This window comes from Micromonospora sp. NPDC004551 (assembly GCF_040609975.1).
Classification (GTDB): Bacteria; Actinomycetota; Actinomycetes; order Mycobacteriales; family Micromonosporaceae; genus Micromonospora.
Map to the genome: position 1 here is coordinate 45,422 of NZ_JBEXLM010000018.1, position 23,496 is coordinate 68,917.

The 23,496-nt window shown below is 73.4% G+C and carries 19 protein-coding genes; 17 read left to right on the forward strand and 2 right to left on the reverse strand.

Features of this window, described 5'->3' with window-relative positions:
- Nucleotides 1–465 precede the first annotated feature (465 nt).
- The 9 genes from ABZW14_RS21165 to ABZW14_RS21205 all read left to right on the forward strand — a co-directional run bounded on the left by ABZW14_RS21165 (nt 466) and on the right by ABZW14_RS21205 (nt 13,832).
- Nucleotides 466–2,253, forward strand: coding sequence for a Wzz/FepE/Etk N-terminal domain-containing protein (locus tag ABZW14_RS21165; protein WP_355348979.1), 1,788 nt, complete (start codon nt 466–468; stop codon nt 2,251–2,253).
- Nucleotides 2,250–3,251, forward strand: a complete 1,002-nt coding sequence (locus tag ABZW14_RS21170; protein WP_355348982.1) for a DUF3048 domain-containing protein — start codon at nt 2,250–2,252, stop codon at nt 3,249–3,251. Before ABZW14_RS21165 ends, ABZW14_RS21170 begins: the two co-directional genes overlap by 4 nt.
- On the forward strand, nt 3,248–4,735 hold the full coding sequence (locus ABZW14_RS21175) for an O-antigen ligase family protein (RefSeq protein ID WP_355348985.1): 1,488 nt from the start codon (nt 3,248–3,250) through the stop codon (nt 4,733–4,735). The genes ABZW14_RS21170 and ABZW14_RS21175 overlap by 4 nt, the downstream gene beginning before the upstream one ends.
- Nucleotides 4,735–5,940 carry a hypothetical protein gene (locus ABZW14_RS21180; RefSeq protein WP_355348988.1) on the forward strand — a complete coding sequence of 402 codons (1,206 nt, stop codon included), beginning with the start codon at nt 4,735–4,737 and terminating at the stop codon, nt 5,938–5,940. Before ABZW14_RS21175 ends, ABZW14_RS21180 begins: the two co-directional genes overlap by 1 nt.
- Before the next feature lie 17 nt (nt 5,941–5,957).
- Nucleotides 5,958–6,821, forward strand: a complete 864-nt coding sequence (locus ABZW14_RS21185; RefSeq protein ID WP_355348991.1) for a sulfotransferase — start codon at nt 5,958–5,960, stop codon at nt 6,819–6,821.
- Nucleotides 6,791–8,407 (forward strand): polysaccharide biosynthesis C-terminal domain-containing protein, encoded by a 1,617-nt coding sequence (locus ABZW14_RS21190; RefSeq protein ID WP_355348994.1) that lies wholly within the window; start codon nt 6,791–6,793, stop codon nt 8,405–8,407. The genes ABZW14_RS21185 and ABZW14_RS21190 overlap by 31 nt, the downstream gene beginning before the upstream one ends.
- 28 nt (nt 8,408–8,435) lie before the next feature.
- On the forward strand, nt 8,436–9,368 hold the full coding sequence (locus ABZW14_RS21195) for a sulfotransferase (protein WP_355348997.1): 933 nt from the start codon (nt 8,436–8,438) through the stop codon (nt 9,366–9,368).
- A 146-nt stretch (nt 9,369–9,514) separates the two neighbouring features.
- On the forward strand, nt 9,515–10,564 hold the full coding sequence (locus ABZW14_RS21200; protein ID WP_355349000.1) for a glycosyl hydrolase: 1,050 nt from the start codon (nt 9,515–9,517) through the stop codon (nt 10,562–10,564).
- Between the two features lie 187 nt (nt 10,565–10,751).
- Nucleotides 10,752–13,832 (forward strand): malectin domain-containing carbohydrate-binding protein, encoded by a 3,081-nt coding sequence (locus ABZW14_RS21205; protein WP_355349003.1) that lies wholly within the window; start codon nt 10,752–10,754, stop codon nt 13,830–13,832.
- Between the two features lie 69 nt (nt 13,833–13,901).
- On the opposite strand, the gene ABZW14_RS21210 is transcribed toward ABZW14_RS21205, so the two are convergent.
- Nucleotides 13,902–14,294 carry a CBS domain-containing protein gene (locus ABZW14_RS21210; protein WP_355349005.1) on the reverse strand — a complete coding sequence of 131 codons (393 nt, stop codon included), beginning with the start codon at nt 14,292–14,294 and terminating at the stop codon, nt 13,902–13,904.
- Nucleotides 14,295–14,408: 114 nt separating this feature from the next.
- On the opposite strand from ABZW14_RS21210, the gene ABZW14_RS21215 reads away from it, so the two are divergent.
- From ABZW14_RS21215 to ABZW14_RS21235, 5 genes are all read left to right on the forward strand, one after another.
- Nucleotides 14,409–14,858: an NUDIX domain-containing protein gene (locus ABZW14_RS21215; RefSeq protein ID WP_355349008.1), complete on the forward strand. Its 450-nt coding sequence runs from the start codon at nt 14,409–14,411 to the stop codon at nt 14,856–14,858.
- A complete protein-coding gene (locus ABZW14_RS21220; protein ID WP_355349011.1) occupies nt 14,855–15,664 on the forward strand; it encodes a hypothetical protein in 810 nt (269 codons plus the stop codon). Before ABZW14_RS21215 ends, ABZW14_RS21220 begins: the two co-directional genes overlap by 4 nt.
- Before the next feature lie 71 nt (nt 15,665–15,735).
- Complete coding sequence (locus ABZW14_RS21225) at nt 15,736–16,467, forward strand: phosphocholine cytidylyltransferase family protein (protein WP_355349014.1); 732 nt, start codon at nt 15,736–15,738, stop codon at nt 16,465–16,467.
- The gene (locus ABZW14_RS21230) at nt 16,455–17,522 is read left to right on the forward strand and encodes an iron-containing alcohol dehydrogenase family protein (RefSeq protein ID WP_355349017.1); all 1,068 of its coding nucleotides are present in this window, start codon (nt 16,455–16,457) and stop codon (nt 17,520–17,522) included. The genes ABZW14_RS21225 and ABZW14_RS21230 overlap by 13 nt, the downstream gene beginning before the upstream one ends.
- Nucleotides 17,497–18,222: a CDP-alcohol phosphatidyltransferase family protein gene (locus ABZW14_RS21235; protein ID WP_355349020.1), complete on the forward strand. Its 726-nt coding sequence runs from the start codon at nt 17,497–17,499 to the stop codon at nt 18,220–18,222. Before ABZW14_RS21230 ends, ABZW14_RS21235 begins: the two co-directional genes overlap by 26 nt.
- 16 nt (nt 18,223–18,238) lie before the next feature.
- On the opposite strand, the gene ABZW14_RS21240 is transcribed toward ABZW14_RS21235, so the two are convergent.
- Nucleotides 18,239–19,504, reverse strand: a complete 1,266-nt coding sequence (locus ABZW14_RS21240; RefSeq protein ID WP_355349023.1) for a glycosyltransferase family 4 protein — start codon at nt 19,502–19,504, stop codon at nt 18,239–18,241.
- Nucleotides 19,505–19,528: 24 nt separating this feature from the next.
- Between ABZW14_RS21240 and ABZW14_RS21245 the strand changes: the two genes are divergently transcribed.
- The 3 genes from ABZW14_RS21245 (at nt 19,529) to ABZW14_RS21255 (ending at nt 23,459) form a co-directional block, all read left to right on the forward strand.
- Complete coding sequence (locus ABZW14_RS21245) at nt 19,529–20,389, forward strand: DNA-formamidopyrimidine glycosylase family protein (RefSeq protein ID WP_355349026.1); 861 nt, start codon at nt 19,529–19,531, stop codon at nt 20,387–20,389.
- 325 nt (nt 20,390–20,714) lie between these two features.
- Nucleotides 20,715–22,223, forward strand: a complete 1,509-nt coding sequence (locus ABZW14_RS21250; RefSeq protein WP_355349029.1) for a sugar transferase — start codon at nt 20,715–20,717, stop codon at nt 22,221–22,223.
- Between the two features lie 30 nt (nt 22,224–22,253).
- Nucleotides 22,254–23,459, forward strand: a complete 1,206-nt coding sequence (locus tag ABZW14_RS21255) for an ROK family transcriptional regulator (protein ID WP_355349032.1) — start codon at nt 22,254–22,256, stop codon at nt 23,457–23,459.
- Nucleotides 23,460–23,496: the final 37 nt, after the last annotated feature.

Genomic DNA, 23,496 nt, shown 5'->3' on the forward strand with positions numbered 1-23,496 from the left:
TTTTCGCGAATGGCCCTCGGACGCGTCATGACAACCTACTGGCGCGGGGGTGGGCAACTGAAGGGGCCGTTGGACGGATCCCCACCGGCCGGTCGGGTCACCCCGGGAATCCTGTGCACGGGATCGACCGGGACGCGCGGCGACCGAGGTCAGCCGGGATACGGCCGCCGCGACGGGCCGGGCCGCCCGCGACGGCCGGTCATGTGTCAGGATTCCGTCACCGCTCCGCAACGAGGACCGGCGGCGACGCTGATCCCGGGGAAAGGTCGGGCCCGACACCGGGAAACCCGCCGAATGGCCAGCGCCGATCGGCCATATCTACGCGGGCTGCCTACACCTGGGCAGGCTTACCGGAACCCGAGCAGACTTTCCCTCATCGTTCGGATCGGGGACACTCAAGGTCACGGTCAGGTCCAGCTGTGCCGTGGACTGCCCGGCTCGGTCGAAAGGGAGCGACAGACTCTGATGCCCTCACCCCATTTGGCCGAGAGCGACTCCGACGGTCTTGCCCTGATGGCCTACCTGGGCTGGCTGCGCCGCCGTTGGTGGATCCTGCTCCTCGCCGCGGTCCTCGGCCTGGCCGGCGGCCTGGCGGTGAGCCAGCTCCAGCAGGCGCGCTACACGTCGAGCACCTCGCTGCTGGTGCGCCCGCTCAGCGCCAGCGCGGAGAGCAACCCCAACGCCAAGGTGAACCTCGACACCGAGGCGCAGGTGGTGCGCTCGCTGGTCGTGGCCGAGCGGGCCAAGGGCCTCATGAAGGTCGACACCGGGGGCGACCAGCTGGTGAAGTCGGTGACGGTCATGGTCCCGCCGAACAGCCAGATCCTCCAGGTCGCCTACGAGGCGGACAGCCCGGCCCAGGCGCAGTCCGGGTCGCACGCCTTCGCGCAGGCCTACCTGGACCTGCGCAAGGCCACCGCGCAGAAGGCGCTGGAGAACGAGACCACCGCGCTCAAGCAGCAGATCACCGACGTGAACAAGCAGCTCAGCGCGGTCGCCGGGCGGATCGCCGCGGCACCGGCGAACAGCCCCGAGCGGGAGCGCGCCGAGGCCGACCGCAACGTGCTGACCAACCAGCTCACCTCGCTGAACAACCGGCTCAGCCCGCTGCTCTCCACCGACAGCGACCCGGGCGAGATCATCTCGGACGCCCGGCTGCCGGAGAGCCCCAGCTCGCCGAACCGGACCTTGAACCTGGCCAGCGGCATGGGCGCCGGCCTGCTGCTCGGCATCGTGCTGGCGCTGGTGCTGGACCGGCTCGACACCCGCATCCGCCGCGGCCGGGACATCTCCGACCGGGTCGGCCTGCCGCTGCTGCTGGAGCTGCCGGCGCGCACCCCGTCGCTGGCGGTGCTGCCGGCCACCCACAAGATCTCCCGCGAGCTGGGCCGGCTGCGCAACGTGCTGCTCTCCGCGGTGCCCGAGCCGGCGCAGGCCGGCCGGGGGCGCCAGCTGCTGCTCTGCGACGGCTCGGCCGGCAGCGCCGCCGGGTTCGTCGCGGCCAACCTGGCCGCCTCGTACGCCCGCACGGGCCAGCAGGTCGCCCTGATCACCACCAAGCCGGACTCGACGCTGAGCGGCATCACCGGCGTGGCCGAGGGGCGGCACAGCCTGGCCTCGGTGCTCCGCCGGGACGTGCCGGCGCTCAAGGCGCTGGCCCCGCTCCCGGGTCTCGGCCAGCTCCGGGTGCTCGTTCCGGGCGACCTGGACGCCGATGTCGAGCTGCCGGTCGCCGGCCTGCTGGAGATCCTGCGCGAGCTGTCCGCGCGCTTCGACCACGTCATCATCGAGACCGCCCAGCCGACCCTCGCCGTGGAGGCCCAGGCCCTCGGCCGGTACGTCGACGCGGTGATCGTGGTGGCCGAGTCCGGGCGGACCCGCAGCGGCGAGATCACCGCGGCGCTTCAGCAGTTCGAGCAGGTCAACGCCCCGGTGATCGGCGCCGTGCTGGCCCCGCGCCTGCCCGCGCCGGCCCCCGGCGCCGCGCGCCCGGCGGCCCCGGCCAACCGGCCCAAGCCCCGGCCGGGCCCCGGCCCGTCCGCCGAGTCCACCATGGTGCTGCCGCGGATGCACCCGTCCGCGTCCGGCGCCTCCGCCGGGTCGGCGAAGCCGTCCGCGCCCGGCAAGGCGTCGGTCAAGCCGCCGGTGCCGGGCAAGCCCCTCCCGGTCAACGGCAGCGGTGGCACCTACCGGTCCCGAGGCGAGGGCGACGGCCGCAGCTACGCACTCGACTCGGGCGAGGACCTGGGGTGAACCGCCGGCAGATGCTCCGCGCCGCCCTCGCCCCGGCCCTCGTGGTCGGCTTCGGCACGGCCTGCAGCGAGCCCCAGCCCGAGGCGGGCAGCGTGGACGTGGTCGATCCGGGCACCGCCCCGGCGACGCCCGCGCCGAGCCCGACCCCGAGCCTGCCCGCCGGGCCGCTGACCGGTGCTCCGGTGAGCGCGGCGCCGCTGGCCGGCCGCCAGGCGGTCGCCGTGCCGCTGCGGGTCAGCCCCTCGACCACCCCGGCCGGGCTGGATGCGGCCGACCTGGTCTACGCCGAGTTCGCCGAGTCGGACACGCTGCACCTGACCGCGGTGTTCCACTCCCACGACGCCGCCAAGGTCGGCCCGGTCGCCGAGATCCGCCCGGTCGACATCCGGTCGGTCGCCGTGCTGCGCCCGGTCGTCGGCTACGCCGGCGGCCCCACCGGCTTCCTCACCCAGTTCGAGAAGTCGGGGCTGGCCGGGGTCACCCCGGACGACGGCGACGCCTTCGACGACGGCTACACCTCGACGGCCGCGCTGCTCAAGGCCGCGCCGAAGGGTGGCCAGCCGCCGACGCCGGCCCTCGACCACGCCACCGACGGCGCCGCGCTGGCCGCGCGGGACCTCGTCCCGGCCACCGAACTGTCGGTCGCCGTCTCCGGCGGGCCGCCCATGGTCTGGCGGTACGACCAGCAGAAGTCGCGCTGGGTGGGCAAGGTGGGCACCGCCACGGTGACCGCCGCCTCGGTGATCGTGCTGACCATGGAATACCGGACGCTCGACGTCCGGAACCCGTCGCCGCGGTCACTGCCGTCGGCGAACGTCTTCGGTGAGGGCGCGGTGGTCGCGGTCTCCGGGCCGTCCAGCGCGAAGGGCCGGTGGCGCAAGCCGGGCCTGGGGATGGTCTGCACCCTCGCCGACAGCGGCGGTGACCTCCTGCACCCGCAGCCCGGCAACGCCTGGGTGATCTACGCGCCGACCACCGCCAAGGTCACCGTGAAATGAGCACCGTCACCCCGCCCCGCCCGGCGCGCGGGTCGGCCCCGGTCGACGCGGCGGTCCCGCCGCCCGCCGGGACCCGGCTCGCGCCGGCCGCGGTGCGGCCGAAGGGCTGGTCACTGCGGTTGCCCACGGCGTGGCCGCTGATCGCGCTCTTCGTGCTCTACCCGGTGTGGTGGGCGCTCGGGGTGTCCAGCTTCGTCTTCGTCATCTTCGCGGTGCCGATGGTCGTGCAGATGGTCCGCCGGGGCCCGGTCCGGGTGCCACCGGGCTTCGGGATCTGGCTCATCCTGCTGCTGTGGGTGGTCCTCTCCGCCGCCATGCTCGGCCTCACCGCGCCGAACACGCTGCCGCCGGGCGGCGGCAGCCGGTACATCGGCTGGGCCATCCGGCTGGCGAACTACGTCAGCATGACCGTGGTCATGCTCTACGTCTACAACCTGGGCGAGCGGGAGCTGTCCCGGCGCCGGATGGTCCGGCTCTTCGGGTTCATGGGCGTGGTCGTCGTGATCGGCGGCTGGCTCGGCTCGCTCTTCCCGACCCTCGGGTTCGTCGCGCCGTTGCGGTTCATCCTGCCCCACTCGATCGCCAGCCAGCCCTTCGTCGCCTCGCTCATGGACGTCAAGTTCGCCCAGGTCCAGCAGGTGATCGAGGGCGAGGCCAGCTCGCCGCGGCCGTCCGCGCCGTTCGCCTACACGAACTCGTGGGGCGAGAACACGGCCATCCTGCTCATCTGGCTGATCGTCGGCTGGGTGGTGCTGGGCAAGCCGCTGCGCCGGGTGGCCGGCGTGGCGATCGCGCTGGCCGCGATCTTCCCGATCATCTACTCGCTCAACCGCGGCCTCTGGATCGGCCTCGGCATCTCCGCGGTCTACGTGGCGATCCGGCTCGCCCTGCGCGGCCGGATGGTGGTGCTCGGCGGGCTCGCCCTGGCGATCGGGCTGATCGGGGTGCTGATCGTCGCCACACCGCTGGGCCGCACCTTCGACGAGCGGTTGCAGAACGGGCACAGCGACGACATCCGCACCACCCTCTCCGAGGGCGCGGTCGCCGCGGCCAACCACTCGCCGGTCCTCGGCTACGGCGGCAACCGGGCGCTGATCGGCAGCAACCGGTCGATCGCCATCGGCAAGTCCGACGACTGCAAGCAGTGCGGCAACCGGGAGCTGGGCAGCAACGGCCAGCTCTGGGCGATGCTCGTCGGCCAGGGCTACGTCGGCGCCATCGCGTACAACGGCTTCTTCCTCTTCTGCCTCTGGCGCTATCGGCGTGACCACAGCGCTATCGGGATCGCCGGCAGTCTCGTGCTCATCCTCATGCTCTTCTTCCAGTTCACCTACGGGGCACTGGAAGCCACCCTCGCCTACGGCCTGATCTCGGTCGCCCTGCTCGCCCGCAACGACCGGCTCCGCCGGGCGCTCGCGCCGGCGTCGCCCCGGGGCACCGTGGCCGGGCTACGGGCCCGACTGGAAGCAGCCGGTGACCGCTGATGGTTTTCCGCGTACCCCCGGACGGCGACGGCCGCTCGGCCTACCTCGGTGAGCTGGCCGGGTTGATCTGGCCCGAGCCGGCGGAACCCGCCCTGCGCCGGGGTGGCGCCGGTTGGGTGGTGGTGCCCTCGGCGTCCCGCCCCCGGCTGCTGGTGCCCACCGGCTCCGGCCGCGCCGCGGCGAGCGCCGTCCGGCACTCCACGGAGGCGGTCGGCCGCAAGGCGAAGCTGGTCCGGCAGGGGCTGGCCACCGCGTTCCGGCTCGGGCTGGGGCCGCTGGTGTTCCGCGACCGGCTGGTGGTGACCGGCGGCGGGCTGGACGCGTACCTGGCCGAGGTGCTGGGCGAGCGGGCGCTGGTCAGCCTGCACATCGGGCCGGCGCGGGCGAACCGCAAGCCGGTGCTGCAGCTGCTCGCCCCGGACGGCCGGGCCCTCGGGTACGCGAAGCTCGGCGTCGACCCGCTGACCCGCGCGCTGGTCGACGCGGAGGCCGCCGCGCTGCGCCGGCTGGCCGACCTGCCGCTCGGCCCGGTCACCGTGGCGGGCGTACGCCACCACGGCGACTGGCACGGGCACGCGCTGCTGGTGCAGGAGGCGCTGCCGGTGCGGCTGCCCCGGGCCACCCCGGCCGCCGCCGAGGCGGCCGACCGGGCGGCCATGGTGGCGGTCGCCGGCTGTCTGGGCGTACGCCGGCGGCCCTGGGCCGGAAGTGACCACGCGGCCCGGCTGGCCGACGCGGTGGACGCGCTCGGCGCACGCCCGGAGGCCGGGCGGTTGCGCGCGGCGCTCAAGACGGTCGCGGACCTGGACCCCACGGTCGCGTTCGGCGCCTGGCACGGCGACTGGAACGGCGGCAACAGCGCGGTGCTGGCCGACGGCCGGGTGCTGGTCTGGGACTGGGAGCGGTTCGAGGCGGACGTACCGGTCGGCTACGACGCGCTGCACCGGGCGGTGCAGACCGCGATCGGCAACGACGGGGTGGAGCCGGCCGAGGCCGCGCGGGCGCTGATCGCCGAAGCGGGCCGGAGCCTGGCGCCGTTCGACGCCGACGGCCGGGGCGCCGACCTGGTCGCCGTGCTCTACCTGGTGGAGCTGGCGGCACGCTATCTGCGGGACCGGCAGGCGGAGGCGGGTGCGCGACTGGGGCACGTCGACACCTGGCTGCTGCCCGCCGTAGAGGAGCACCTGGCCCGCCGGGCCCGGTGAGAGTGAGGAGTGGGGACGTGACGCTGGCCAAGGAGCAGGCGCTCCGCGCGGTGAAGTCGGTGAGCCGGACGGTCGGTCGGTTGACCGCCGGGTCGCGGATGGTGCCGGGATTCCTGATCGTGGGGGCGCAGCGCTGCGGCACCACCTCGCTGTTCAAGACGCTCTCGCAGCACCCCGGGGTGTTGCCGCCCGCCTACCACAAGGGCGTGCACTACTTCGACATGGACTACCACCGGGGGATGAGCTGGTACCTCGGGCACTTCCCCACCACCGGCAAGGCCGACGCGGTGAAGGCGCAGGTCGGCGTACGCGGGATCACCGGCGAATCGAGCCCCTACTACATGTTCCACCCGCTGGCCGGGCAGCGGATCGCCAAGGACCTGCCCTCGGTGAAGCTGCTTGTGCTGCTCCGCGACCCGGTGGAGCGGGCCTACTCCGCGCACTCGCACGAGCTGGCCCGGGGCTACGAGACCGAGCCGGACTTCGAGCGGGCGCTGGCGCTGGAGGAGGAGCGGACGGCCGGCGAGCGGGAGCGGATGACCGCCGACCCGACGTACGCGAGCCACCACCTCCAGCACAACGCGTACCTGGCCCGCGGGCGCTACATCGAGCAGGTGGAGCGGCTGGAGGCGCTGGTCGGCCGCGAGCGGCTGCACGTGATCGACAGCGACGACTTCTTCGCCGATCCGCGGCCGTCCTTCGACGCGGTCTGCGACTTCCTCGGCCTGCCCCGGTGGGCGGACATCGCCTTCGGCAAGCACAACTCGCGGTCCCGGTCGCCGATGTCGGCCGAGCTGCGGGCCCGGCTGGAGAACCACTTCGCCCCGTACGACGAGCGGCTGGCCACCTGGTGGGGACGCGTGCCGTCGTGGCGGCGGTGACCCGGGCGGACGCCGGCGGCACCCCCACGCTGACCGCACCGCCCGGCGGGGCGGGCGCGGGCGCGGGCCTGGGTGGCGCGGCCCGGCAGGGCTTCGCCAACCTGGTCGGGGTCGGCCTGGCCGCGGTGGCCGGCTTCGGGCTGAACATCGTCATCGCCCGGGGCTGGTCGGTCCGCGAGGCCGGCATGTTCTTCGCCGCCACCAGCGCCTTCATGATCGCCGCGTCGGCGGCCCGGCTCGGCACCGACGTGGGGACCGTCTACTTCGTCAGCCGGCAGCGGACCCTCGACCAGCGGGACCGGATCCGCGGCACGATCCTGGCCGGGCTGCTGCCGGTGCTGGTGGTCGGCGCGCTGCTCGGCCTGGTCGGCTGGCTGGCCGCACCGGCGCTGGCCGAGGCGACCATGCCGGAGGCCGGACCGGGCGCGGTGACCGCGCTGCGCATCCTGCTGGCCTTCGTGCCGCTGGCCGCGCTGAACGACTACGCGCTGGCCGCCTGCCGTGGCTTCGGCCAGATGCGGCCGCTGCTCACCGTGGAACGGCTCGGCAGGACCCTGGTGCAGTTCCTGGCCGTGGCGGTGGCCGCCTGGCTCGGCCTCTCCGCCACCGTCGCCCTGCCGCTGGCCTGGGTGGTGCCCTACCTGCTCGCCGCGGTGGTCGGGCTGGCCTGGCTGGGCCGGCTGGTCGGCCGTGCCGGCCGGCACGTGACCCGGCCGGTGCCGGCGGGCGAGCTAGTCGGGCCGTTCTGGCGGTTCACCGGGCCGCGCGCGGTCAGCAGCCTGGCCGCGATCGTGGTGCAGCGGATGGACATCGTGCTGCTCAGCGCGCTGCGCGGGCCGGCCGACGCCGCGATCTACACGGCGGCGACCCGGTTCCTGGCGCTCGGCCAGCTGTCCAGCGTCGCGCTCTCCAGCTCGGTGCAGCACCGGCTGGCCGCCGCCTTCGCCCGCGACGACCGGGCCGAGGCACGCCAGCTCTACCAGGCCGCGACCGGGTGGCTGGTGCTGCTCTCCTGGCCGGCCTACCTGGTCTTCGCGGCGTTCGCCACGCCGATGCTGGCGCTGTTCGGCTCCGGCTACGGCGGCGGTCACCGGGTGGTGGTGCTGCTCGCGCTGACCATGCTGGTGGCCACCGGCTGCGGCATGGTCGACATGGTTCTGAACATGGCCGGCCGGACCGCCTGGACGTTCTACAACGCGATGGCCGGCACGGTGCTCAACGTGGTCGCCAACCTCCTGCTCATCCCGCGGTACGGCATCGTCGGCGCGGCCCTGGCCTGGACCGTCTCCATCCTGGTGACCAACCTGGTGCCGTTGGCCCAGCTCTGGTGGTCGATGCGGCTGCACCCGTTCGGGGCCGGCACCCGGGCCGCGATGGCGCTGGCCGTCGCCGCGTTCGGCCTGCCGCTCGGGGCGGCCCGCCTGCTCGACGCCCCGACCCCGGTGGTCGCCCTCGTGGCGGCCGGCGGCGCGGTGGCGTACCTGGCCGGCGCCTGGCGCTGGCGGGCCACCCTGCACCTCGACGCGCTGCGCTCGCTGCGGCGGGGCCGCAACCGCGCCGGCGCGAACCCGGCCGCCCAGTCCTGACCCGTTCCTGCGTACCGATGGGACCCCGATGACCAGCAGCACGCCCCGCGCCCCGCACTCCGGCCTGTCGACCGTGAAGGCCGCGAAGCTCGCCGCCGTCGGCCTGCTGGCCGACCGGAAGGAACGCCGGGAACTGGAGCGGCCGGTGGAGGCCGCCAACCGCAAGCTGACCCTGAAGGTCGAGCGGCCGATCTTCATCCTCGGCGCGCCCCGTTCGGGCACCACGTTCCTGGGCAGCTGCGTGGGCGCGCTGCCGGACGTGTCGTACCACTTCGAGCCCCGGCTCACCAAGGCGGTGGCCCGCTGCGTGTACGAGGGCAGCTGGACCCCGCAGCGGGCGGCCCGCTACTTCCGCGGCTACTACGGGGCGCTGCTCGCCGCCTCGGGCCACGGCGGCCTGCGGTTCGCCGAGAAGGACCCGGAGAACTGCTTCATCGTGCCGTTCCTGACCGAGGTCTTCCCGGACGCGGTCTTCCTCCACGTCTACCGGGACGGCCGCGACGTGGCGGTGTCGCACGCCGAGCAGCCGTGGCTGAACGCGGCCTCGACGGGCACCGGGAAGAGCGGCCGGGGCGGCACGCCGTGGGGCGCGGCGCCCCGGTTCTGGGTGGAGCCGGAGCGGCGCGAGGAGTTCAGCCGCGTCTCCGACCTGGGCCGGTCGGCGTGGATGTGGCGCCGCTTCACCAGCAGCGCGCTGGCCCAGCTCGCCCAGGTGCCCGCGGAGCGGGTCCGGCATCTCCGCTATGAGGACATCGTCAGCCGGCCGGCCGAGGCGGCCGAGGTGGTCGCCGACTTCCTGGCCGTCGGCGACCCGGCGGGCCGGCAGGCGCTGCACGCCCGGTTCGCCAAGGCCCGGCCGAACTCGGTCGGCCGCTGGCGGCAGCGACTGACCGAACAGGACCTGGCGGACGTGCTCGCCGAGGCTGGGCCGCTGCTCAGGGAACTCGGCTACACCGCCTGAGCGCCGCCGCGCCGGTAGAGTGCCAGGGGTCGCCCGCCCGTCCCGGCGTACCGCCCCGCCCACGCGGGGCCCTGCCGGGGCCGACGACCGTGGGCCGGCGACCATCCTGGGGAGAGGTTGCGGTGGTACGACGGTTACGACGGACGATGGCGTCCGTGTTCGCTCTGGCCTGCCTCGTCTCAGCGGCCGCGGGCTGTGACTTCGGCTCGACCGACCGGCCGGGGGATGAGACGACGGCGGCGGCACCGCCCCCGCCCACGGTGACGCCCCGGACCGCCCCGGTCCGCACCACCGGGCGGGGCCCGGAACTGCCGGAGAAGGGCGCCTGGGTGGGCGCCTGGGTCAAGCCGCAGTTCCACAACGCCACCGGGCGGGCGGCCGCGTACGACGACTTCAACCGCGCGGCCGGCGGCGAGCTGACCATCGCGCACATGTTCCACGAGTGGAACGAGGCCTTCCCGGGCGCCACCGAGCGGGCTTTCCAGGCTCAGGGGAAGCTCCAGATGATCTCCTGGCAGGGCACCGACACCCGGTCGACGGTCAGCGGGGTCTACGACTCGCTGATCCGGCAGCGGGCCGCGGACGTCAAGGAGTTCGGGGTGCCGGTGCTGCTGCGCTACCGGTGGGAGATGGACCGGCCGAACCTGGCCGCCAGCATGCACTCGCCGGAGGACTACGTCGCCGCCTGGAAGCACGTCCGGGCAATCTTCACCGAGGTCGGAGTCACCAACGCGGCCTGGGTGTGGTGCCCGCACGCGGACGGTTTCGCCGAGCCCGAGCGGGACGCCGCCGCCTACTACCCCGGCGACGACCAGGTCGACTGGCTCTGCGCCGACGTCTACCCCGGCCCGGAGTGGAACAGCTTCACCGACCGGATGGACCACTTCATGGCCTTCGCCCAGAAGCACCCTCGGCCGGTGGTGATCGGCGAGTTCGGGCTCACGCAGGAGGGCCGGCCCGGCCAGCGCGCCAACTGGATGCGGGAGGTCGGGCCGTACCTGAAGAAGCACCCGCAAATCAAGGCGGCCGTCTACTTCGCCGCGCGGCAGACCACGAAACCCTTGTACGACAGCACCTTCGGCAACGACCCGGAGAGCGAGGCGGTGTTCCGGGAGATGGCCACCGACCCGTACTTCAACCCGCCGCCACCGGATCTCAGTGTCTCCTCGGCGCCACCCTCCGTACCGGGTCGATGATCTTCCCTCGTCTTTTCGTGTGACCTGGGGCGTTTGCTCGGTCAAAAAGCCCGGTCCCGGGTGGACGGGCGACAGCCCGATGCGAGAAGGTATTGCTCTCACGTCTGCGGTCGGCCGTGCGGCGCCCCACCTCGCGCCGATTCCGGCCACGACCGCAGCGCCTCCGACGTTTCCCCCGGAGTAGCCTGTGGCTTCCTCGCTCCTGAGACACCGCTCGGTGTCCGCCTTCGGTGCCGCCGTGCTCGGCATCGCCACCCTGTTCACCCCCGTGCCCGCGCTGGCCGCGCCGGCAGCGGCGCCGGACCACACCACGCTGGTCAGCGAGGTGCCGACGGACAAGACGCCGAACATCAACGACGGCAACGTCGTGGCCATCTACGACGCCGGCAGCAAGGTGATCGTCGGTGGTTCGTTCACCAAGGCGCAGAACCGCGGCTCCTCGCCCGTCGAGGTCACCCGCAAGGGCGTGCTGGCCTTCGACAAGGCCACCGGCAAGATCGACGATGCCTTCGCCCCGGTGCTCGACGGCGAGGTGACGGCGATCATCGCCGGGCCGACGCCGGGCACGGTCTACGTGGCCGGCACCTTCAACCAGGTGAACGGCACCAACTTCCGCAAGCTCGCGCTGCTCAACGTCGCCGACGGCACGCCGGTCGCCGGCTTCAAGGGCCCGGCGTTCAACGGCACGGTGACCGACATCGCCCTGGTCGACGGGCGGCTCCTGGTCGGCGGCATCTTCTCCACGGTGACCGCGACGACCACCCGCAACGGGCTGGCGTCGCTGAACCCGACCACCGGCGCGGTGACCGACTACCTCACCGTGGCGCTGACCGAGAACCACAACTGGACCAGCACCAACGGCGGCGCGAAGGCCGGTGTCGGCGTCGAGAAGCTGGCCGTCTCCCCGGACGGCAAGCACCTCGTGGTCATCGGCAACTTCAAGAAGGCCAACGACGTCGTCCACGACCAGATCGTGCGGATCGACCTGGGCGACACCGCGGCGACGATCGCCGACTGGAACACCGACGCCTACTCGGGAGCCTGCAAGTACACCGCGTTCGACTCGTGGGTGCGCGACGTGCAGTTCTCCCCGAGCGGCAAGTACTTCGTCGTGGTGACGACCGGCGCCTCCTACCCGGGCACGCTCTGTGACTCGGCGGCCCGTTGGGAGACCGCCGCCAGCGGCGGCGGCCAGCAGCCGACCTGGACCAACTTCAGCGGCGGCGACACCTTCCTCTCCACCGGGATCAGCGAGGAGGCCGTCTACGTCGGCGGTCACTTCCGGTGGTCGAACAACCCGCTCGCCCGCGACAAGGCGGGTCCCGGCGCGGTGCCGCGGGCCAGCATCGCGGCCCTCGACCCGGCCAGCGGGCTGCCGCTGTCCTGGAACCCGGGCCGCCACCCCCGCGGCTACGGCGTCACCGAGATGCTGGTGACCCCGGAGGGCCTCTGGCTGGGCAGCGACCAGGAGTACATCGGCAACTTCGACTACCAGCGGAAGCGGCTCGCCTTCTTCCCGCTGAGCGGCGGTGCCACCCCGCACTCCACCAGCACCAAGGGCCTGCCGGGCAACGTCTACCAGGCCGGCCGCGCGGCGCAGAGCGAGGTCCTCTACCGGGTCAGCGCCGGCGGACCGGCCATCCCGGCGACCGACGGCGGCCCGGACTGGGCCGCCGACAGCGCCACCGAGCCCAGCCCGTACCACAACACCGGCAGCAGCGTCTCGACGTACACCACCAACGCGACGTTCGACGCCACGGTGCCGGCGAGCACCCCGGCCACCCTCTTCAACACCGAGCGGTGGGACCAGTCGACCGCGCCGGACATGCAGTGGGACATCCCGGTCGCGGCGGGCACCCGGATCGACGTACGGCTCTACTTCGCGAACCGGTACGCCGGCACCGCCGCGGTCGGCAAGCGCAAGTTCGACGTCAGCGTCGACGGGGTGCTCAAGCTGAACGACTTCGACCCGGTGGCCGCCGCCGGCGGGACCGACCGGGGCACCATGCAGTCGATCTCGGTGGTCAGCGACGGCGTGGTCGACATCGACTTCGGCCGGGTGGTGGAGAACCCGCTCGTCCAGGGCATCGAGGTCGTCAAGACCGCGCCGACGCCGGACGCGGCGGACGTCCTCTACCGGGTCAACGCCGGTGGCGACCAGCTGGCCGCACCGAGTGGCCCGGCCTGGGCCACCGACAGCCTGACCGCGCCGAGCGCCTACCACAACACCGGCAACAGCGTCACGACGTACACCACCGACGCGACGCTCGACGCCACCGTGCCGGCCGGCACCCCGGTCGCGCTGTTCAACAGCGAGCGCTGGGACCAGTCGACCACCCCGGACATGCAGTGGGACTTCCCGGTCCCGGCGGGCACCCCCGTCCAGGTCCGGCTCTACCTGGCCAACCGGTGGGCCGGCACGGCCACGGCCGGCAAGCGCAAGTTCGACGTCAGCATCGACGGCGTGCTCAAGCTGAACGACTTCGACCCGATCGCCTCGATCGGCGCCACCAACAAGGGCACCATGCGGGCCTTCGCGGTCACCAGCGACGGCAACGTCGACATCGACTTCGGTCGGGTGCTGGAGAACCCGCTGGTCCAGGGCATCGAGATCGTCAAGCTCCCGCCGGTGCCGCCGGCCACCACGGTGGACAGCATCACCAAGCGGTCGTACGACGGCGCGACCGCGGTGGGCAACGCCAGCTCGGTCCCGAACCCGGACAACACCCGGTGGTCCACGGTGAAGGGCGCGTTCTGGGTCGGCGGTGACCTGTTCTACGGCGTCAACGGTGACCTCTACAAGCGCTCGTTCGACGGGTTTGCCTTCGGCACCCCGAAGAAGCTCGACCCGTACCACGACGCCAAGTGGGACCTGGTCGTCACCGGCTCCGCGCCGGAGGGCCAGACCTACGCGGGCATGGCGGGCAACTTCGCCGCCGAGCTGCCGAACGTGACCGCCATGTTCTACAAGAGCGGCCGCCTCTACTACACGCTGGCCGGCCAGAGCGCCCTGTTCTGGCGCGGGTTCACGCCCGACACGGGCGTGGTGGGCGCGGAGCGGAGCACGGTCGCCGGCACCACGGCCTTCGCCGACACGAACGGCCTGTTCCTGGACGGTGACAACCTCTACGTCGTCTCCCGGAGCACCGGCAACCTGTCCTCGATGGCCTGGTCGGACGGCGCGCCGACCGACTCGGCCACCGTGCGCAGCGGCCCGGGCGTCGACAACGTGGACTGGCGGGGCACCACGGTCTTCGTCGGTCCCTGACCGCACGCGGTACGACACGACGATGGCCCGGCCGGTAACGGCCGGGCCATCGCCCTTTCCACCGTCGGTTCAGACCCGGGATGCGGTGTGCTCCCGCGCCCAGACGCGCATGAGGTCACGTACCGAGATCACCCCGGCCACCTCCCGGCCGTCGAGCACCACGAGGTGCCGGAATCCGCCCCGGGCCATGGCGACGGCGGCCTCCTCCACCGTCCAGTCCGGGCCCGCATAGACCACGTCCCAGGTCAGGTGCGCTCCGGTGCGTTCGACGTCCGGGTCGAGCCCGGCCCCGATCGCGTTGAGCACGTCACGTTCGGTCATGATGCCGATGCCCTCGGAATCCGGGTCGATCACGACCGCCGACCCGACCCGGCGGGCCGACATCATCCGGGCCGCCTGGCGGAGCGTGTGCTCCGGGCCGACCACGAGAATCTCACTGGACATCGCTTCCCGTACCTGCATCACGCATCACCCCTGTGGGACGGCGGCCTCGGTACGGACATGGTGGGCCATCGATGCGGAACGGGACAAGACCGGGCATCGCCACGAGCGGCGCGGGATCGCTACTGTCGTGAGGTGCCCACCGAGCCCCTCCGCTGCGCCGGCGCGCTGATCGTGGACGACGACGGCCGCATCTTCATCCAGCGCCGGTCCCCCGAGCGGCGCCTCTTCCCCAACTGCTGGGACATCGTCGGCGGCCACCTCGAACCGGGCGAGGAGGTGCAGGACGCGCTGCGCCGGGAGGTGACCGAGGAGACCGGGTGGACCGTCTCGCACGTGCTCGGCCAGGTCGGCGAATACCGGTACACCGGCGACGACGGGCTGACCCGCGTGGAGACCGACTTCCTGGTCCGGGTGGACGGCGACCTGAGCCGGCCCCGGCTGGAGGCGGGCAAGCACACCGAGTACCGGTGGCTGGCCGAGCAGGACGTCGCCCTGCTCGACGAGCACCGCGACGTCAACGACGGGCTGATCCGGCGGATCGCCGAGAACGGCTTCGCGGCCCTGCGTTCGATCGGTCTGTGAGGGAGATCGTTCCCGGTCGCGGCGCGGCGCGACCTCCGGCGCAAAGGGCCGGGTGGGCCGACGGCGTCGAGTTGCCGCCGCACCGGTTCGCAGGGCTGGTCGCCCCGGCGATCGACCGGACGTTCGTCGCCGGCATGCTCGCCGGCCGCGACGGCGGCGGCGCGGAGCTGAGTTCCCGGTACGGCGGCCCGGCCGCCACCGGCTTCCTGGTGGAGTTCCGCACCCGGCTGGCCGCACCGGGCGGCACGGTGGACGCCGCGGGCTTCGCGGCGGTGACCCGCTACCGCGACCCGGCCACCGTCCGGCGGGCACTCGACAAGCAGGTAGCGCACGGGATGATCCAGCGCTTCCCGGACGGCGGCTTCTGCGCCACCGAGCGGGGGCTCGCCTTCCTGGCCGAGCTGTTCGGCGTGCACGCCGAGGTGACCGAGGAACTGTGGGCCGGGCACGACGAGCGGGTGGAGCGGCTGGTCTCCGCCCTGGGCAAGGTGCTGGCGCACGCTTCCGTCCCGGCCGGGCCCGGCGCCTTCGCGACCATGGCGCCGCCGCACGAGCCGGACGGCACGCCGCCCGGGGTCCTGCTGCTCAACCGCCTGGGCACCCTGCGCTACCACCGCGCGGACGCGCACGCGGCGGCGTGGACCGCGGCGGGGCACACGGCGGCGAGCGTCGTCGAGCTGCCCGCCGGGGCGGAGCGGCTCGCGATCGAGCAGGAGACGGATCGCCGGGCGGCCGGCCCGTGGGCCGTGCTCGCCGCCGGGGAACGGCTGCAACTGCTCGCCGACCTGGCCGCCCTGCCGGGCTGAACCACGGCCGGCGGTGGCGCGACGATATCCTCCACCGGGTGGAACGGAGTCGAGAAGAGGATGGTGCCGGCATGATCGGGATGGTGCTCGCCGCCGGTGCGGGGCGCCGGCTGCGCCCGTACACCGACACCCTGCCCAAGGCCCTGGTGCCGGTCGACGGGGAGACCACCATCCTCGACATCGCGCTGCGCAACCTCGCCGAGGTGGGGCTGACCGAGATCGTGATCGTGGTCGGCTACGCGGCGGACGCCGTCCGGCAGCGGCAGGCCGCGCTGGAGGAGAAGTACGGCGTCACGCTCACCCTCGTGCACAACGACAAGGCCGAGGAGTGGAACAACGCCTACTCGCTCTGGCTGGCCCGGGAGTACTTCTCCCGGGGGGTGCTGCTGGTCAACGGCGACACCGTGCACCCGGTGAGCGTGGAGAAGACCCTGCTGGCCGAGCGCGGCCCGGGCATCCTGCTGGCCATCGACAACATCAAGACGCTGGCCGAGGAGGAGATGAAGACCATCTTCGACGCGGCCGGCCAGCTCACCCGGATCACCAAGCTGATGGACCCGGGCGAGGCGTACGGCGAGTACATCGGCGCGACGCTGATCGAGCCGCAGGTGGCCGGCGCGCTGGCCGACGCCCTGGAGGCGACCTGGCGGCGCGACCCGAACCTCTACTACGAGGACGGCTACCAGGAGTTCGCCGACCGGGGCGGCGAGGTGCGGGCCGCCCCGATCGGTGACGTCTCCTGGGTCGAGGTCGACAACCACGCCGACCTGGCCCGGGCGCGGGAGATCGCGTGCCGCTACTAGCCCGGACGATCCTCACCCCGCTGCACATCGACGTGCGGCGCGGTGCGGTGGCCGACCTGGCCGCGATCCTGGCCGACGGGCGGATCTCCGCCGGCGGCGACGTGGCGGTGGTGGTCGGCCCCGGGCAGGGCGAGCGGATCGCCGAGCTGCTGCACCCCTCGCTGCGGTCGGCGGACCTGTTCACCGTGGCCGGTGGCTCCCTCGACGCCGCCGACGACCTGGGCGCGAAGCTGCGCACCCGGTCGTACGACGCGGTGGTGGGCATCGGTGGCGGCAAGACGATCGACGTGGCGAAGTACGCGGCCACCCGGCGCGGCCTGCCCATGGTCACCGTGGCGACCGCGCTGGCCAACGACGGCATCGCCTCGCCGGTGGCCAGCCTGGTCACCGACGGCATCAAGGGGTCCTACGGGGTGCACATCCCGATCGCCGTGATCGTGGACCTGGACTTCGTCGAGGCGGGGCCGGAGCGCCACAACCGGGCCGGCATCGGCGACGTCGTGAGCAACATCAGCGCGCTGGCCGACTGGGAGCTGGCCCGGCAGGTCCGCGGGGAGCCGGTCGACGGGCTCGCCGCCTCGCTGGCCCGGATGGGCGCCGAGGCGGTGCTGGCCCACCGGGGCGACATGAGCGACGACGGCTTCGTCACCGTGCTGGCCGAGGCGCTGATCTCCACCGGCCTGGCCATGGCGGTCTGCGGCACGAGCCGTCCGGCCAGCGGCGGCTGCCACGAGATCATGCACGCCGTCGACGCGCTCTACCCGGGCACCGCCTCGCACGGCGAGCTGGCCGGCCTGGGCGCGCTGTTCTGCACCTTCCTCCGCGGCGACGAACGCCGGCTCACCGAGATGTCGGCCTGCCTGGCCCGGCACGGCCTGCCCCGGCTCCCCGCCGACGTGGGCCTGACCGACGAGCAGTTCGTGGAGGCGGTGCAGTTCGCGCCGGCCACCCGGCCGGACCGCTACACCATCCTCGAACACCTGGCGATGTCGCCTACCGAGACGCGGGAGCGGCTGGCAGACTACGCCGGTGCACTCCGCGACCACGTCGGCTGAGCCGTCCCACCCCTCCGTCGCCGACTTCCACCGGGTCAACCGGGGCGGCGGCCTGTTCAGCGAGTCGATCAGCCAGTGGATCGGCGCGGTCTTCGCGCTGGTCGCCCAGCGGCTGGGGCTGCGCCCGACCGCGCTGACCCTCACCAACCTGGTGCTCGGCCTGGCCGCTTCGGTCACCGTGGTCGCCCTCGCCGACGACGTCGCGGCGGGTTCCGTCCCGGCCTGGGCCGTCGGGCTGGTCGCCCTGGTCGGCTGGCAGGTCGCGTACGCGCTGGACTGCGCCGACGGCCAGCTCGCCCGGGTGACCGGGCAGGGCAGTGCGGCCGGCGCCCGGGTCGACGTGCTCTGCGACGTGGCCGCCCAGATCGCCCTGGTCACCGCGCTCGGGGCGACCGCCGTGGCGCAGCGCCCGTCGACGCCGACCTGGCTGATCGCGGTCTTCGCCGGCACCTGGATGGTCAACCTGGTGACCTCGGTGATGCAGGCCGGCCCGAACGCGGCCAGCATGGTCACCTCGACCTCGCTCCCGGTCCGCCTGGCGAAGCTGGTCCGCGACTACGGCGCCGTGATCTTCCTGGCCGGCCTGGTGCTGACCGTGGCACCCGCCCTCGCCCTCTGGGTGATCGTCGCCTTCACGATCGTCAACGGCGGCTTCCTCCTGGCCAGCATCGCCTTCTCGGCCCGCGCCTCACTCCGCTGACGCGGAGCCGCCCGGGTCAGCGGTGGGCGGCGGCGGTGACCGAGGCGTAGATGTCGATGAGGCGCTTCGTCACCACATCGGGGTGGAAGGTGCGCTCGTAGCGGGTGCGGGCGGCCGGGGCGAGCGTCGCCGCGCCGGCCCGGGCCACCGGGAGGGCGGCGGCCAGCGCCTCCGGGTCGGGCGCGACCACCCAGCCGGCGTCGCCGCGCTGCACCCCGGTGGGCAGGGAGACGTGCCCGTCGCCGGGCGCCGCGGTGGCCACCTCGGCCGGGCCGGTGCCGGCGGGCTCCCGGGGCGTGTCCGCGCCCACCAGGTAGGGGATGCCGCCCAGCGCGGTGCCCAGCACCGGCCGGCCGCTGGCCAGCGCCTCGATGATCACGGTGGGCAGCACGTCGTGCCAGGTGGAGGTGGCCAGCACCACGGCGCTCTCGGCCAGCACGGCCCGTACCCCGGCCCGGTCGAGCTGGCCCAGGTAGACCACGTCGGGCCGCTCGGCGGCGGCCGCCTCGGCCAGCGCGCGCAGTTCGCCGTCGCCGGCGATCCGCAGCGGGCCCAGCGACCCCACCGGGTGCCGCCGCCACGCCGTCAGCAGCAGGTCGAGCCCCTTCTCCGGGCTGAGCCGGCCCATGAAGAGGAACCCGTCCCCGGGCGGCGCCGGGGTCCCCGGGTCGGGCACCGCGTTGGGCTTGACCACGATCCGCTCGTCCGGGATGCCGTAGTCGCGCAGGTGGTCGGCGACCGCCGTGGTGAGCGCGATGTACCGGTCCACCGACTTCCAGGTCGGGCGGTGCACGGCGAGCGCCGTGGCCATCAGGGCGCTCTGCGCCCGGGAGCCCCGGTAGCAGCGGTGCACGATCGCCGGCACGCCCAGCGCCCGGCCCCGGCAGTCCTGGCAGATCACGCCGTCGCGGAAGTAGAGCCCGGAGGAGCAGACCTGGCGGTAGTTGTGCACCGTCTGCACCACCGGCACGCCGCGCTTGTGCGCGGTCCGCACCACCCAGGGCGAGAGCAACGGGTACGGGTTGTGCAGGTGCAGCACGTCCGGGCGGTGCTCGGCGAGCAGGCGGTCCAGGTCGTGCTGGGCCTTCGGCGCCCAGATCGGCGAGATCGGCAGCAGCGCCTTGGCCGGCTTCGACATCGCGGGGATCTCGTCGGAGCTGCGCAGGAACGGCAGCACCTCCACACCGGCCGCGGTCAGCTGGGCGATCTCCGCGTCGACGATGGTGTTCTCGCCGGAGGGCTGGGCTTCCCGGTACCGGTTGTGCGCCACCACGATTCTCACGGGAAAGAAGGCTACCGTTGTGTCGTGCCTGAACTACCGGAGGTGGAAGCGCTCGCCGGCTACCTGCGCGAGCGGGCGGTCGGCCGGCGGGTCGACCGGTTCGAGGTCGCCGCGATCAGCGCGCTGAAAACGTACGACCCGCCGCCCAGTGCGGTCGCGGGGCGGGCGGTGACCGGCGCGGGCCGGCACGGAAAGTTCCTCGACGTCCGGTTCGAGGAGGGCCTGCACCTGGTGGTCCACCTGGCCCGGGCGGGCTGGCTGCACTACCGGGAGGCGTTCCCGTCGGCCGCACCGCTGCGCCCCGGCAAGGGCCCCATCGCCGTGCGGGTCCGCCTCGACGACGGCTCCGGCTTCGACCTGACCGAGGCGGGCACGCAGAAGAAGCTGGCCGCCTACCTGGTGACCGACCCGGCGCTGGTGCCGGGCGTGGGCAAGCTGGGCCCGGACGCCCTCGACGCCGACCTGGCCACGTTCGGCGCCCAACTGCGCAGCCGCCGTGGTCAGGTCAAGGGCGTACTGACCGACCAGTCGGTGCTGGCCGGCATCGGCAACGCCTACTCCGACGAGATCCTGCACGCGGCGAAGCTCTCCCCGTTCGCGATCACGGACCGGCTGACCGACGACCAGCTCGCCACGCTGCACGCGGCGACCCGCACGGTGCTCGGCGACGCGGTCCGGCGTTCGATGGGGCAGCGGGCCGCGGAGCTGAAGGGCGAGAAGCGCTCCGGGCTCAAGGTGCATGCCCGAAAGGGCCTGCCTTGCCCGGTTTGCGGCGACCTCGTGCGGGAGGTCTCTTTCGCGGACTCCAGCCTCCAGTACTGTCCCACCTGTCAGACCGGCGGCAAGCCGCTGGCTGACCGACGGTTGTCCCGCCTCGTACGGTGAGTAACCACACTCCCCGACTACGGAGAGGAATCGCCCCGGGATCGCCGAAGGTCCCAGTCCGCGCCTCTACCGGGGCCGCCATCCATCGGTATAGTGGCTCGGTCCCCGGCTTCACAACGACTCGAAGTCGGCCAGATCTCCGCGAGTCACCATCGGACGGCTTCTCCCTCGGGAGGCGGTCCGGGCCGGGCGCGCGTGGGAGACTGGGACGGTGGGCGACCCGGGCCCTCACGGCGAGTGAGGGCGCGCGTCATGCGGGAGGACACTGGTTGAGGTGACGACAAGCCTCCAGCGCCCGGTAACCAACACAGGCCGGAGCGAGAGCGTGCGGCACGTCGACAGCTTCGAGATCCAGCCGCCGACTCCGCCGTCGCACAACGGCGTACCCCGGTTGGCGTGGGCCCGTGCCCGGCGCCGGGTGTCCCGCTGGCATCGCCCCTACATCGCGATCCTGCTGCTGCTCGACTTCGGCGCGGCGGCGCTGGCCAGCCTGCTGGCCATCCAGATCTTCGAGCAGGCCGACTCCGGCTTCCGGCACGCGCCCCAGTCGTGGTTCTACACGGTCGCGTTCGTGCTGCTGCCGCTCGGCTGGCTGCTCATCCTGTGGGGCAACCGGGCCTACGACCGGCGCTACCTCGGCCTCGGGCCGGACGAGTTCAAGCGGGTGACCCGGGCCGGCGTGGCGGTCGCCGCCACCGTCTCCTTCATCGCGTTCGCGACGAAGACCTACTCGCTCTCCCGGTGGACGGTCGGCTTCGCCCTGCTCGGGGCGATGCTGCTGATCCTGCTGGTCCGAATGCTGGCCCGGGTGACGCTGCACGCCGTCCGCCGCCGGGTCGGCCAGGCCGGGCACCGGATGGTGCTGGTCGGCACCCTGCCGGAGTGCCTGGAGGTCTACACGGCGGTCACCCGCAACCCCGGTGCGGGCCTGGTCCCGGTGGCCATCCACCTCACCGACGGGTACGCCGCCGCCCGCGGCATCGAGACCCCGGTACCGGTCTACGCCGGCCGGGACGTGCTCGCCCTGGTACGGGAGGTCGGCGGGGACACCATCGCGGTCTGCGGCTCGGCCAGCGCCGAGCCGGGCGAGCTGCGCCGCATGGCCTGGCAGCTGGAGGGATCCGGCGTCGACCTGGTGGTCGCGCCCCAGCTCACCGACATCGCCGGCCCGCGGGTGCACATCCGCCCGATCGAGGGCCTGCCGCTGCTGCACGTCGAGGAGCCGACCCTGTCCGGGCCGGCGCTGCTGGCCAAGAGCCTCATGGACCGGGTCGGCGCCGGGCTGGGCCTGGTGCTGCTGGCCCCGCTCTTCGTCGCGATCGCGATCGCCATCCGGATCTCCGACCGCGGGCCCGTCTTCTTCCGCCAGCCGCGGGTCGGGCACGAGGGGCGGACCTTCCGGGTCTGGAAGTTCCGCACCATGTACGTCGACGCCGAGGATCGGCTGGCCGGCCTGGTCGACCAGAACGAGACCGACGGCATGCTGTTCAAGATGAAGCAGGACCCCCGGGTCTTCCCGGTGGGCCGCTTCCTGCGGGCCTCCTCGCTGGACGAGCTGCCCCAGCTGATCAACGTGCTCTGGGGCGAGATGTCGCTGGTCGGCCCGCGCCCGCTGCCCGCCGACGACGGTGACTTCCTGGGCGACGTCCGGCGCCGGCTGCTGGTCCGCCCGGGCATGACCGGGCTGTGGCAGGTCTCCGGCCGCTCCGACCTCTCCTGGGACGAGGCGGTCCGGCTCGACCTCTACTACGTCGACAACTGGTCGCTGGCCTACGACCTGAGCATCCTGTGGCGGACCGTCGGGGTGGTGCTCGCTCGCAAGGGCGCGTACTAGGCGGCGGAGCGACCAACGCAGGGGGTCACGTTGCTCCAGGAGGAGATCCGGCGGCGCAACCTCGGCACCCTGCTCCGGCACGTCCATCTGGACGGGTCGGTCTCCCGAGCGGCGCTCGCGGAGCGGATGGGTCTGAACCGCAGCACCATCATGGCCCTGACCCTGGAGCTGACCGCCGCCGGGCTGGTCCGCGAGGAGGCGCCGACGGACACCGGCCGGACCGGACGGCCGTCGCTGGTGGTCCGACCCGAGACCACCAGGGTGTACGTGCTGGCGTTCGATGTCGCCGTGGACTGGCTGACCGCCGCCCGCGTGGGGCTGGGCGGCGTGGTGCTGGACCGCAGGTGGGCGGCCCGCCCCCGCGCGGGCGCCGACCTCGACCGGGTGGTCGAGGTCCTCGCCGAGTTCGGTCGTCAGCTGCACGATGCGGCGCCACCGGAGGCGGTGTGTGTCGGGGTGGGCGCGTCGTACTGCGGGATGATCCGGCCGGACGACGGGACGGTCCGGTTCGGGCCGGACCTGGGGTGGGTGGACCAGGCGTTCGGCGCCGAACTCGGCCGCCGGCTGGGCCTGGCCCAGCCGGTGCCGGTGGGCAATGAGGCCCACCTCGGAGCGGTGGCCGAGCAGCGACGCGGCGCGGGCGTCGGCTTCCAGAACATGATCTACCTACATGGCGACGTCGGCGTGGGTGGCGGGATCATCGTCGGCGGCAGGCTGCTCGACGGTGACGGCGGCTACGCCTGCGAGCTGGGGCACATGGTGGTCAACCCGCATGAGGGGCGACCCTGCGGGTGCGGCTCCCAGGGCTGCCTGGAGGCGGAGGTCGGCGAGCGGGCCCTGCTGGACGCCGCGGGACGGCCGGCCGACCTGTTCGGCCGTGCGGCGCTGCGGGACGTGGTGACCGACGCCGACCGGGGCGACCCGGCCGCCCGCGAGGCGCTGCACCACATCGGCGACTGGCTCGGGGTCGGCGTGGCGAACCTGATCAACCTGTTCAACCCGGGCATCATGATCTTCGGCGGGATGCTGCGCGACGTCTATCCCGGCGCGGCGGAGCCGGTCCGCGCCCGCATCGCCGCCAACGTCCTGCCCGTGGCCAGGGACCGGGTACGGCTGCGCACCTCGGCGCTCGGCGACGACGCCACCCTGGTCGGCGCCGCCGAGCTGGCCTTCTCGGAGCTGCTGGCCGATCCGCTCAGCGGCGCCGCCCCGGCCCTGCCGCCCGGGGGGTGGTAGGCGGGCCGGCGTGGCGGCCGGGGTTGGCGTGGCGGGC